We start from the raw sequence: 12,680 nt of genomic DNA on the forward strand, positions 1-12,680 counted from the left end.
CCTGCTTAAGTCAGGGCGGCAACGGACACACGGGCAGCAATCTGTTGGGCTACTGCGGTAAGGGCACGGGCAGAGGCGGATTCGGGTTCGTCAAGAACGATGGGAATGCCGCGATCGCCTCCCTGCCGCAGGGCCATTTCTAACGGAATGCAGCCGAGCAATGGTAGTCCAAGTTCTTCACTCGTTTTCTTGCCGCCTCCGGAACCAAAAATGTCGTACTGGCGATCGGGCAAGTCCGGCGGGATAAAATAGCTCATGTTTTCTACGATGCCCAGCACCGGTACTTGCATTTGCTGGAACATCCGCAGACCGCGTCGGGCATCCTGTAACGCGACGTTCTGTGGAGTAGTCACAATTACAGCTCCAGCCATGGGTACAGCCTGAGCCAGGGTTAGCTGCGCGTCACCCGTACCGGGAGGCATATCCACTAGCAAGTAATCCAGTTCGCCCCAGTTCACTTGATAGAGAAACTGGCGAATGATGCCATTTAGCATCGGGCCGCGCCAAATTACAGGCTGATCTTTGTCAATCAAAAAGCCCATAGATACGAGCCGCACGCCATAGTTGAAGGCGGGCTCCAAAATATCGCCCTGCTGCACCTTCACTTCAGCATCCGCAAGGCCCAGCATCGTCGGGGTGTTGGGGCCATAAATATCTGCATCAATCAGGCCGACCTTGGCTCCCGCTTGAGCCAGAGCGACCGCCACATTCACAGCTACAGTGCTTTTTCCGACACCACCCTTGCCGCTAGAAATCGCCAGAATATTGCGAACGCCACCAATTCCCTGACGATCGGGAAGAGATTTCTGCTGCGGCGTTTCGGCGGTAATTTCTACCTCAACGGACTCAATACCAGGCAGGGTTTTAACTGCTCGTACACAGTCTTCCTTGATAAACTCGCGCAACGGACAGGCTGGAGTTGTCAGTACTAACGTGAACTTGACGTCACCGCCCGCAACCTGGACGTTGCGAATCATATTTAACTCAACAAGGCTCTTGCGCAATTCGGGGTCTTGAACCGGGCGCAGAACCTCCAGAATCGACTGGGTATCCACCATAGGTTTCTTATGTTCGCCCCGGCAGAGCCCGGTGGAACCGGGTTGGGGACGGGTTACATTGCTTAATGAATTCTACCCGTTTGGGGGCTGCTCGTCCGAAAGGAATATTTGGGGGAGTAATTGGTTTTTTGAATTATCGATAATCGGTAGTGTGTTGATGCTTGCAGGAGTCGCTTTAAGGTTGCCACGTTAGATGGCGATCGCCCCCTGAGCCTGACACCACACCAAAGAACCCACCCCCACCATGATCACCAGACCCGCAAACAGATCCGGGCATTTGCGTCGTTGATGGGCCGGCAACAGCATTTCTGCTTCCGCTCGCTCTGCGGCCTGGGCCAATTCCACGGCTACCCGTGCAGCATGGGGACGGATGATCGACCATACCAGCGGGGAAAGCCAACCCCGGAGGTTAACCGAGTAGGAAACCTGAGTGCCACAAACGGTAGATTCCACCCGGTAGGTAACGCGCTCCTCAATTCCTGGAAGGGCAAAAATCCGTACGCTTAGCATTTCCTGAGGTAGTACCCCTTCAACAAAGATGCGGATTGGAAACGGGAACAGACGGGTCACCGCTCGGTAAATCAAACCGGGCTTAGGAATGAGGCCTTTGGGAACATTCGTGCTGGCGATGAGGGGATGCCAGGACACATCTGCCAGGTTAATCACCTTTTGCCAGAGCACATCCACAGAGGCCGTACTAACCGCATAGAAGGTTTGCACCAGCGGGCGCACCCAGCCAGCATCCCGTTGTGACTGCTTAAACCAGAAGCCGAACATGAATTCACTCCTTCCCACCGCGCGGTGATGGACGAGGCGGGCAACGGTACCCCAAAGGCTGACCCTACCTCATCAAATATCCTATTTTAGTGCAGCCCTCAGGACGACGTTTTGCTATAGTCGCAAGAAAATTATTCCTACGAATCTATCCCGCTGCTGAAGTGGGTTTGACGGCATTTACCTCTATGGTTGAGGTCGCCTCAGATTCTCTGCAAAATGATGGGAATCATCAACATTCTTTACATTCTCTTTTGGTCGTATCGGTCTGTTGTCAGATACGAGATAGTCTAGATACCGGACTGGGGACGGCCCACCCCGTGGTTGCCTGAACAATGCGTTCAGCGTGGTTGCGGATGCTGCTATCCGACCCATCCTTAAAAACGCCACTTTTGAAAGGTCTTAGCCGGATTTCAGACGATATGACAAGTTCCTCTGCTCCTCAAGTTAATACCCCTGTCACGCCTGCTGCTCCGCCCGCCGACTCCAAGCAGCGGGTCAGCACGTTTATGAAGACCCTGCAAGACGAAATTTGCCAGCGCCTTGAGGAATTGGATGGTGGTCAGCGTTTTCTAGAGGACAGTTGGGAGCGGCCCCAGGGGGGCGGTGGGCGATCGCGCGTCATCAAAGCCGGTAACCTGTTCGAGCAGGGCGGCGTTAACTTCTCCGAAGTATGGGGCAACGATCTCCCACCCTCCATTCTGGTGCAACGCCCCGAAGCCGCAGGCCATGGCTTTTACGCCACCGGCACCTCTATGGTGCTACACCCCCATAACCCCTACATCCCCACCGTCCACCTCAATTACCGTTACTTCGAGGCTGGCCCTGTATGGTGGTTTGGCGGTGGCATTGACCTTACCCCCTACTACCCCTTCCGGGAAGACGCCTCCCAGTTCCACCAGACCATCAAGGCGGCGTGCGATCGCCACAACCCCGAATACTACAACGTCTTCAAGCCCTGGTGCGACGAGTACTTCTTCCTGAAGCATCGTCAAGAACCCCGTGGTGTTGGCGGTATCTTCTTCGACTACCAGGATGGCCGAGGCACCCTCTACCGTGGCCCTGATCCCCAAGGAATCGCCGCCGCCAAGAGCAACGAAATCGGCGAAGTCGCCCCTCGCTCCTGGGAGCAACTGTTTGCCTTCGTCCAGGAATGTGGCCGCAGCTTTATCCCCGCTTACGAGCCCATCGTGCAGAAGCGTCGGGATGTGGAATATGGCGATCGCCAGCGTGACTTCCAACTCTACCGGCGTGGCCGCTACGTCGAGTTCAATTTAATCTACGACCGCGGCACCATCTTCGGCCTCCAGACCAACGGCCGCACCGAGTCCATCCTGATGTCCCTCCCCCCCCTGGTTCGCTGGGAATACAGCTTTGCCCCTGAAGGCAACACCCCCGAATCCGAACTCTACGAGCTCTTCCTCAAACCCCAAGACTGGGCAAACTGGGCTCCCGGCAAATTCTAATCATGCAAACGTAGTTTGTACCTATCCGTAGAAGCCGCAGTTCTCTTGAGAACTGCGGCTTCCTTTATAAAAGCTGAAACCTTTATGGTAGAGGCATTGCATGCAATGCCTCTACCATAAAGGTTTCAGCACATGAGATATTTCTGGTCAAAATTACAGGCCCATCTACACAAAACTTTCCCAGCAGCGCAAAACCTAATTTAAAACCCACCGATGCGAAGCGCCACATTCACCTCCCACCAAAAACCCCTTAGCGCAAGGGGGTCTGGGGGACGGCGCCCCGTCCTCCAGTCGAGGGGTTTGGGGAGCGACGCGTCCCCAAGCAGAGCCTCAAACACCCAACCAGTACGCAACGCCCACAGCGCTTTACCATTGAATCAGCCACGGTTGTTTTTGTGAGAGCCACACTCCATGCGCCTCTCACAAAAACAACCAGATTTTAAGCACTTTTCATAGCAATATGAACAAATACTCATCTTCCCCCTCGCCACCAAAGCCTGGAAAAATCCAGCCTAAGGCGTGAACCTTGACCCCAAGTTTGGGCATACTAGGCGAGAGAAGAACTGGCAACTCTCCTCAAAATGGTGAAGCGACATCGCTGCCAGCTAAAGTTTGTGAGCCAGGTTATCAACGTTGCGGGAGTCTGGAAGAGACTGTCATGGACCAGAAAACACACGTCACGGACGACGGAAAAACCATCATCATTCTGACCCCAACAGGGCGGCTGGACATCACGACCGCGTGGCAGTTTCGCCTAAAGTTGCAGGAATGTATCTCACGCCTCAGCCCCCACATCGTGGTGAATCTGGGACAAGTCAACTTCATTGACAGCTCCGGCTTAACCTCTCTGGTGGCTGGAATGCGGGATGCCGATAAAGTCAAAGGCAGCTTCCGGATATGTAACGTACACCCGGAAGCTAAGCTAGTCTTCGAAGTGACCATGATGGATTCCGTCTTCGAGATTTTTGATACTGAAGAAGAAGCTCTGGAAGGTGTACCTCGCGAGATGACCCGATAAGGGACATCCGTCCACACCCCAGAGACGGGAAATTGAGATATCTCTGAAGAGAGGTTCTGGGTAAGATCCTGGAATTGCGGGGATTACCTGTGGAATAATTGAGATCTATAGAGATAGCCAGGCATTGACTGTGAACGAAGTCAGAACGGTCTCGGATACCAAGCGAGCCTTTTACAACGCCCATACTCGGCCCATCAATTCCATCTATCGCCGGATTGTGGAAGAACTGATGGTAGAAATGCATTTGCTGTCGGTGAACACAGATTTTCGTTACGACCCCATCTACGCGTTGGGCGTTGTCACGACATTTGATCGCTTCATGCAGGGCTACCGCCCCGAAACCGACAAAACATCGATTTTCAGTTCCCTATGCCAGGCAGTTGGCGGCAACGCTGACCAATATCGCCAGCAGGCCGAGCAACTGCGCTCTGAAGCCGCCTCGCTTTCCGTCGAAAGCTTCCAAAGCAATCTGCAGAACTTGGGTTCGCTGCATGGAGATGGGTTGTTCCCACAGCTGCGGGGCATTGCTGAAAACCCAAACTTCAAGTACAACCGGTTGTTTGCGGTAGGCCTGTTTACGTTGTTGGAGCAAATGAATCCGGCGATCGCCAAAGACGCCCAACAGCGTGATTCTCTCCTTGAATCCGTAGCTCAGCCCCTGAAGCTGCCCACAGACAAACTTCAGAAGGACCTGGAACTTTATCGCAGTAATCTGGATAAGTTTGCCCAGGCTCAAGTTGTGCTAGAAGACATTCTGAAAGCTGATCGCAAGAAGAAAGAAGAGCGCGCCAAGCAAAAAGACGCTGTTTCCTCTTCAGCGACCTCATCAGAGTCGTAGCAGGCTCCTGCAGGATTCTAAAATCAATCTGAAAACGGGTTAGAGAACACAGTTCTCCAACCCGTTTTTTTCGTATTGATGAGATGTGTGTGGTGTGAAACCCGCCGGGTATCACATCAATACATAAGTCTCATGCACAATCATTCGGAAGAGCGAATTTCTATAGATGACCTAAAGTAAACCCCCCTTTCCTGAAATGGCTCCCTAAGATAGGAGTCGAGAGGTACTGTCAATAGCCTCCCTTCGCATTGGTCAGTATCTCCATTTGGTCTGTACCCAGGCTGAAGTTGCTCTTTACTGGCACAGGAAGCCCATGCTTGACTCAGCACTTAACCATAAGTACGGCATTGAACGCGACTGCACTACGTTGTCGCGGCACGTACTACAACAACTCCAAAGCTTCTCCGCCGATGCCCAGGACCTCAGCGCCCTAATGAATCGCATTGCTCTGGCCGGAAAGCTAATCGCCCGTCGCCTTAGCCGCTCTGGGCTAGTCGAAGAATCTCTTGGCTTCACTGGATGTACCAACGTCCAGGGGGAAGAGGTGAAAAAAATGGATGTTTTTGCCAACCAGGTTTTTATCTCTGTCTTTGAGCAAAGCGGCCTGGTGTGTCGGCTGGCTTCCGAAGAGATGGAGAAGCCTTATTACATTCCCGAGAACTGTCCCATTGGGCGTTATACGCTGCTTTACGACCCCATTGATGGTTCGTCTAACCTTGACATCAACATTAACGTTGGGTCGATCTTTGCGGTGCGGCGGCAGGTGGGCAATGATCTGGACGGTGAAGCGAAGGATTTGCTGAGCCATGGACGGAACCAGATTGCTGCCGGGTATATCCTCTACGGCCCCAGCACCATGCTGGTCTACTCCATCGGCACGGGAGTGCATGCCTTTACTCTGGACCCTAGTCTGGGTGAGTTTATCCTTTCCCATGAAAATATTCAGACCCCAGCTCATGGCCCGACTTACAGCGTAAATGAGGGCAACTTCTGGCAATGGGATGAATCCTATCGGGAGTTTGTGCGTTACGTTCACCAACAGGAGGGTTATACGGCCCGCTATGGTGGGGCGTTGGTTGGTGACTTCCATCGCATTCTATTCCAGGGTGGAGTATTTCTTTATCCCGGTACGGAAGCCAAGCCTGATGGTAAGCTACGTCTCCTCTATGAAACGGCCCCTCTGGCTTATTTGATGGAGCAGGCGGGTGGACGAGCCAGCACTGGCACCCAAGATATTCTCGACGTGGTTCCATCCCAAATTCATCAACGGACACCGCTGGTGATCGGTAGTCGGGAAGATGTGGCATTGGTGGAATCTTTTGTACAAAAACAACGGGCAGGGGCGAGTGCTGCCTCTTAGTCCGAGTTCTCCCCTTCTGGTCTATCTAAATCCTCAGGAGCGATCGCATGGTTACCCTGCTCGAAAACCCCCTTCGCGTTGGCTTACAGCAAGACCGCATTCCCGAACCGCAGATCCTCGTCATCTTTGGGGCGACGGGCGATCTGACCCAGCGCAAACTGGTACCGGCTCTGTACCAGATGCGTCTGGAGCGGCGGCTACCCCCCGAGCTCTCCATCGTGGGGGTAGCCCGGCGGGAATGGAGTACCGATTTTTTCCGGGAACACCTTCGGGAAGGGGTTGAGCAGTTTGGGGGTGGCATTCGCAATGAGGAAATCTGGAATGATTTTGCCAAGGGCCTATTTTACTGCCCTGGTAATATCGACCAGCCTGAGGATTACCAGCGGTTACGGGAGTTTTTAGAAGAAGTCGATACCCAACGCAACACCCGGGGCAATCGCGTCTTTTACCTGTCCGTTGCGCCCCGCTTTTTTGGAGAAGCAACCCAGCAATTGGGAGCTGCGGGAATGCTGGTCGATCCACGCAAGCAACGGCTGATCATTGAAAAGCCCTTCGGCAAAGACTTAACCTCAGCGCAAATTCTCAATCAGGTAGTGCAGCGGGTTTGTGCTGAGTCGCAAATTTACCGGATTGACCACTATCTGGGCAAAGAGACCGTACAGAATTTGATGGTGTTTCGCTTTGCCAACGCCATTTTCGAGCCGCTGTGGAATCGCCAATTCGTAGACCATGTTCAGATTACGGTGGCAGAAACGGTGGGGCTGGAAGGGCGCGCAGGCTACTACGAGACGTCGGGGGCCCTGCGTGACATGGTGCAAAATCATCTGATGCAGTTGTTCTGCCTGACGGCCATGGAACCGCCCAACGCCCTGCTCGCAGATAGCATCCGCAACGAAAAGGTGAAGGTGCTGCAAGCTACACGCTTGGCTGATGTTGAACACATTGACACGGCTGCTATTCGAGGGCAGTACATTAGCGGTTGGATGAAGGGGGAACAGGTCCCAGGTTACCGGGACGAAGAAGGAGCAACGCCTGTATCCACGACCCCCACCTTTGCCGCAATCAAACTGAATATCGACAACTGGCGCTGGAAAGGGGTGCCGTTCTACCTGCGAACTGGAAAGCGGATGCCCAAGAAGGTTTCTGAGATTGCTATTCAGTTTCGGGAAGTGCCTTTTCTGATGTTCCAGTCGGCTTCTAAGCAGGCGAACCCGAATGTATTGGCTATGCGGATTCAGCCGGACGAGGGTATTTCCATTCGCTTTGAGGTGAAGACGCCGGGGAACTCGTTAAGAACGCGATCGGTAGATATGAACTTCCGGTATGACACGGCTTTCGGTCAACCCAGTACAGATGCTTACAGCCGTCTGCTGGTGGATGCCATGTTGGGAGATCAGACATTGTTCACTCGGGGCGACGAAGTTGAAGCAGCCTGGCGTATTCTGACGCCGCTTCTGGAGGTGTGGGATGCTCCGGCAGCTCCGGATGCAGTTCCGTTCTATGAGGCCGGAACCTGGGGGCCAGTCGAGGCAGAATTACTCTTAAATCGGGATGGCCGTCGATGGCGTCGGTTGTAAGCTGAGCCATATCTATTATCCAGCAGGCACCGGGTTGCCGGAGAGAGCTGGGGTTCGAAGTTGCCGGAAACGCTTGTTAATCACTGAAGCTCCCACAAACGCTATGACTACTCCACTTGTTGCACTGCAAAAACCCAAAGATATTTCCGTTGGTGAAATTGAAGCCGAATTGAGTCAAATTTGGCTGAATCAGGCGGGAGATAACATATCTCCTGTGGCAACCCGCGCCACAACCTTCAGTATGGTGATCTATGAACCCGAGGAGTTTCAGCAATTGCTGGCGGCTTTAGGGTTCTACAATGGCCCAATTGACGGTATCCACGGCCCGTATACGAAAGCGGCTGTTCAGGCTGCCCAGAAAAACTTTGGTATGGAAGTGACAGGCCGGGTTGATCCCGATACCCTCCAGCGCCTACGGGATGAGGTGTCGAAGCTGCCTCCTGAGAAGCGGCAGCTGAGTAATCTCAATTCTCGAGGCTTTAGTATCAGCGATGCGATCGCCGCTCAAAATCCTTGCCGAATCATCACCCTCTGTCCTGAAATTGGCGGTACTGACAACGTTACAGCTCAGGTATCGGCCTACTGTCCCATTCAGAAAAATGGTCTGTCAGGGATGGTGTGCTGTGAATACATCACTCTGCGAGGGTCTAAGGAAGCGATTCATCGCATGGGTGACCTGGTGTCATCGCTGATGATTCCGGAGCTGCCTCGCTTTGTTTGGTGGAAAGCTACTCCCAATCCTGAGCAGGAGCTGTTCCAGAAACTCGCTAAACAATCTCACTGTTTAATTTTGGACTCCAGCTACTTCAGCGACCCTGAATCAGAATTCGTGAAGATGCACGAGCTGGTGGAGGAGGAAACCTATGTAGCGGATCTCAACTGGCATCGCCTTTCTATCTGGCAAGAACTGACAGCGGCGGCTTACGATCCCCCAGAGCGTCGTGAATCTTTGGTGGATATCGATCGCATCACTATTGACTACGAAAAGGGCAACGCGGCCCAATCATTCCTGTTCCTGGGGTGGTTGGCTAGCCGCTTGAATTGGCAACCGTTGACCTATACAGAATCCAATCAGGATTATGATCTGAAGCACATTACCTTTAAAGGGGCTAATGGCCGCATCGTTGAGGCAGAACTGGCCGCCATTCCCGTGGGCGACCCTGGTGAAATTGTGGGCGACCTGATCGGCTTGCGGATGGCCTCCACTAATCCCAACGCCAACTGCGCCACTATTCTCTGCTCTGAAACTACCGGCTGTATGCGAATGGAGTCAGGTGGCGGTGCTCAGTTTAGCCGGACGGAGCAAGTAACAGCTATGCCTGACCAGAAGGCTGAGTTCCTCATGGGCCAGCAATTACAGCGGTGGGGCCGGGATGTGCTATTTGAAGAAAGCCTGGCCGTTGTGGCCCAGATTGAGAGCCTGCGGCAGAAGTAGACACTGCATATTTTGAATGATGGGTTGTTTGAGGGCAAAGCTTTGCAGCGTCCTCAAACAACCCATTTTTAGCAACCAGTATTCGGGTGTACGAAAAGCTGGGCATTGCTGACTAGGGGATGCAACGCCAAAAACTACACCATCCGTGTGAAAAGCGATCGCCAAAACACATCCTAAATCCCCTCCCAAATCATGCCAGGTTCAGGAATCTAATCTTTGTACTGGCTATAGCCTTTGACTCAATTGCTTAGCCCTATCTTGCAGTATTCAAGTTGATTAAGTACAAGAGGTAGTGTGTAGCGCGTAGGCGTCACACACTACCTCTTGTACAAACATGAAAGGTGAGGTTTATGGAAATTCGTGAAGATGATCTAACGGGCAAGGCGATCGCAACCTTGCTCCAGGAACATCTTGAAAATATGCGCCAGATATCTCCACCTGAAAGCGTTCATGCCCTTGATTTGGAGGGGTTGCGATCGCCCAACATTACCTTTTGGTGCGCTTGGGAAGGCGATGAATTATTGGGATGTGGAGCATTGAAAGAGCTGGATGCCAAGAGTGGTGAAATCAAATCTATGCGTACGGCTAATACCTACCGTCGTAAAGGTGTTGCCTCAAAAATCCTTGAACACATCCTTCAAGAAGCGAAGCAGCGAGCTTACGATTGTCTCTATTTAGAGACAGGCTCCTTTCCAGAATTTGCTCCAGCGCGTGCTCTGTACACACGATACGGGTTTGAGTACCGGGGTCCCTTTGGGGACTACATTAATGATCCCAATAGTGTATTTATGACAAAAAAGCTTTAGGAGATTTCCAACAATGAAATTACCCCCAGGATGTTGGTGCTTTGCCCGCTTTGCGGGCAAAGCACCAACATCCTGGGTAGATTCTTATGCAGAAACCTCCTTAGATTCCATGCTTGAAAGGTGATAGCGAAGTTAGGGCTGTTTCCAGTCATTGAGAGGTCGGTTCAGCGCAACTTCAAAGTCTGGAGAAACCAAGGCAACCTTCAGTTCTTCTGGAAGTTCTTTAGGGGAATCAATTAGAGCGTAAAGATTAGCCCGGTTGAAGTTGTATGTGCCTAATACAAGCTTGTGAGCTTCGCCATTCTCCAGGGTGACATCGAGAGTGGCGTAGGGTTTATCTAGACCATAAGTGCCCAGCTTGTCGGAAGTGACTGTGAGGGGGCGATCGCTCTGTACCCCCGTTGCGAGCAAGTTCACCAGATACGCCACGTTTGCATCATTGGCTACTGCTTTATCAGGTTTGGTCATTTGCCAGACCTTGTTCTTGTCGCGTTCAAAGGCGAGCGATCGCCCATTCACCTGCACTGTCAGCGCTTTGACCTGCGCCTCTTCAAACCCAAACAAATCCGTTGTGCCAGCGGTCGCAGATTCCGTCTGAGGCTTCTGGGTTAATAGGGTTACAGCTCCTAAACCCAGTGCCACTCCGACTAGCAGTAAATTTCGACGTTGCAGTTTCATACGTCAACCTTCTTCAATTCATCCAGAATGCAACGTTAGCCATGACAATTTGGCATCCCTATGCAGGTTTGTTTCCTAATCACGTCCGGGCGCTTACCGTCGTCGCCACCAGATAGCCACAGCCAGAGCAAAGCCAAGGGCGGGCAGCAATCCCATCGCCACAACGGCCAGAGTAACTCGGCGCTCTGGCGATAGTACAATGCGCCGATTGGTAGGTTCTGCTGCTCGAATAGTGAGCGTTGCGTTCTCCTCCTGGCTCAGCCAGCTCATCGCATTGAGTAGCACGTCTCGGTTGAGTTGTTGGTTCACAAAACCATCCGTGATAAAGCTAGAGTTGCCAATCACCACTAAACGGGTTTCGGCGGGGGCCGCATTTGTTCCGTCCGGTTTCGCCGCTTTTGTCTCCACGGGGCGGGTAAAAGCAGCTCCTACCGTGAAGCTGCCGCGTGGTTCTGACTCTGGAGCCGGCAGCAGAGCCCCATCGCTCCCTACAGCTCGGGCTTCCGTTTCAGGCCCTGTAATCAGGAGTGGGGATGCCTGTACTCCTTTGGCTTCCGTAATCTGTAGAGGAATTGCTAGCGGGTAGAAGGAGATGCCGTTGCCTAACTGTTGAGTAATAGGGTGCTGGCCATACTGATTAATCACTGTGACGACACCATCGCGGCCGGCGGCGGGTTCAAAGAGAATGCGATCGCCCAACTCTATACCCCAGGGTTTTAACAGATCATCCAGTTTCGGATCGGTTTGGGGATCAACCAGCACCATCAACCCACGCGGCGTTTTCAGGAAGGAATTCAACGCTGCTTTTTCTTCCGGTAGCAAGGCCCGCTGTGGTCCTGCTAACACCAGCACATCTGCATCCTTCGGCACTTGAGCGTTGCTGGCTAGGTTCAGGGGGAGCGCATCAAAGTTTTCTCCCTGCAAGTTCTGTAGCGATTGGGATAAACCTCCCTGCCCAGCTTCCAACTGACGCTCGCCATGTCCTTGAATGAAGTAAACCTTGGGTTTGCGATCGCTTGTTACCTGTACCAATGCGTTGGTCAGCCGAGGTTCCGTCAGCCGTTGCTCGGGGGTAACGGTTTGCACCAATTGGCGGCGCTCACCCTGCTGCACGTAGACCTCGCCCAGGTTCTGCACCCCAAACTGTTGGGTTACACCGGGTTCCGCTTGAGGATCGACATAGCGATAGTCAAACTTCTCGGGGTTCTGGCGCTCATAGTTGTCTAGTAAGGCCCGATCCTGGGGATTGGGAATGGGGTCGAACAGATACACCTGGGTGGATTGTTGCAATCCCTTCACCACTTCCTGGCTTTGGGGAGCCAGGGTAAAAATTCGGTTTTCGGTCAAATCCAGCGTTTTGTTATAGCGGTTCGCCAGAATGTTGATCAGGAGGAAAATGGCGAGAACGGCTACGGTGGCGATCGCTGCATTCGCACCCTCCTGTGTAGAGCGCTGTTCCCAGGCGCCTTGCACATTATCCAGCCGGATGAGTAGCCAGGCCAGCAAGATGGCCAGTCCAATCCCAATCAAGCTCAGAGGCAAGGGCCCCCAACTGCTAGCTACCAGGCCAGCAGTCAGCCCCATCACGAGTAGAAACAGGCCGGGCCAATAAAGGTATCGAGTGTAGCGAGACCAGGACTTCCAGGATTTCATAAAGTAGGAAACGCAAG

At 52.9% G+C, this 12,680-nt stretch carries 11 protein-coding genes; 7 read left to right on the top strand and 4 right to left on the bottom strand.

The genetic code is table 11. The annotated features are described in order from the left end of the window. Window positions 1–5: 5 nt before the first annotated feature. Both H6F91_RS07990 and H6F91_RS07995 read right to left on the bottom strand, forming a co-directional pair. On the bottom strand, window positions 6–1,058 hold the full coding sequence (locus H6F91_RS07990; protein WP_190789288.1) for an Mrp/NBP35 family ATP-binding protein: 1,053 nt from the start codon (window positions 1,056–1,058) through the stop codon (window positions 6–8). Between the two features lie 189 nt (window positions 1,059–1,247). Next, window positions 1,248–1,835 (bottom strand): SRPBCC family protein, encoded by a 588-nt coding sequence (locus H6F91_RS07995; RefSeq protein ID WP_242035690.1) that lies wholly within the window; start codon window positions 1,833–1,835, stop codon window positions 1,248–1,250. A 419-nt stretch (window positions 1,836–2,254) separates the two neighbouring features. On the opposite strand from H6F91_RS07995, the gene hemF reads away from it, so the two are divergent. The 7 genes from hemF to H6F91_RS08030 all read left to right on the top strand — a co-directional run bounded on the left by hemF (window position 2,255) and on the right by H6F91_RS08030 (window position 10,332). Beyond that, window positions 2,255–3,298, top strand: a complete 1,044-nt coding sequence (gene hemF / locus H6F91_RS08000) for an oxygen-dependent coproporphyrinogen oxidase (RefSeq protein ID WP_190770824.1) — start codon at window positions 2,255–2,257, stop codon at window positions 3,296–3,298. 658 nt (window positions 3,299–3,956) lie between these two features. Beyond that, complete coding sequence (locus H6F91_RS08005) at window positions 3,957–4,316, top strand: STAS domain-containing protein (RefSeq protein ID WP_190770766.1); 360 nt, start codon at window positions 3,957–3,959, stop codon at window positions 4,314–4,316. Window positions 4,317–4,446: 130 nt separating this feature from the next. Then, complete coding sequence (gene psb29 / locus H6F91_RS08010; protein ID WP_190770767.1) at window positions 4,447–5,154, top strand: photosystem II biogenesis protein Psp29; 708 nt, start codon at window positions 4,447–4,449, stop codon at window positions 5,152–5,154. 313 nt (window positions 5,155–5,467) lie between these two features. Next, window positions 5,468–6,514: a class 1 fructose-bisphosphatase gene (gene fbp, locus H6F91_RS08015; RefSeq protein WP_190789289.1), complete on the top strand. Its 1,047-nt coding sequence runs from the start codon at window positions 5,468–5,470 to the stop codon at window positions 6,512–6,514. A gap of 47 nt (window positions 6,515–6,561) precedes the next feature. Beyond that, the gene (zwf, locus tag H6F91_RS08020) at window positions 6,562–8,091 is read left to right on the top strand and encodes a glucose-6-phosphate dehydrogenase (protein ID WP_190770769.1); all 1,530 of its coding nucleotides are present in this window, start codon (window positions 6,562–6,564) and stop codon (window positions 8,089–8,091) included. 103 nt (window positions 8,092–8,194) lie between these two features. After that, window positions 8,195–9,526 carry a glucose-6-phosphate dehydrogenase assembly protein OpcA gene (gene opcA / locus H6F91_RS08025; protein ID WP_190770770.1) on the top strand — a complete coding sequence of 444 codons (1,332 nt, stop codon included), beginning with the start codon at window positions 8,195–8,197 and terminating at the stop codon, window positions 9,524–9,526. A 350-nt stretch (window positions 9,527–9,876) separates the two neighbouring features. Further along, on the top strand, window positions 9,877–10,332 hold the full coding sequence (locus tag H6F91_RS08030; protein ID WP_190770771.1) for a GNAT family N-acetyltransferase: 456 nt from the start codon (window positions 9,877–9,879) through the stop codon (window positions 10,330–10,332). A 132-nt stretch (window positions 10,333–10,464) separates the two neighbouring features. Here the strand turns inward: H6F91_RS08030 and H6F91_RS08035 are convergent, their stop codons facing one another. Continuing rightward, complete coding sequence (locus H6F91_RS08035; protein ID WP_190770772.1) at window positions 10,465–11,010, bottom strand: DUF4340 domain-containing protein; 546 nt, start codon at window positions 11,008–11,010, stop codon at window positions 10,465–10,467. A gap of 93 nt (window positions 11,011–11,103) precedes the next feature. After that, window positions 11,104–12,663: a Gldg family protein gene (locus tag H6F91_RS08040; protein WP_190770773.1), complete on the bottom strand. Its 1,560-nt coding sequence runs from the start codon at window positions 12,661–12,663 to the stop codon at window positions 11,104–11,106. Between the last annotated feature and the right edge of the window lie 17 nt (window positions 12,664–12,680).

Origin of the sequence: Leptolyngbya sp. FACHB-8, from assembly GCF_014695575.1 — a bacterium.
In the GTDB taxonomy this organism is placed as follows: domain Bacteria; phylum Cyanobacteriota; class Cyanobacteriia; order Elainellales; family Elainellaceae; genus Vacuolonema.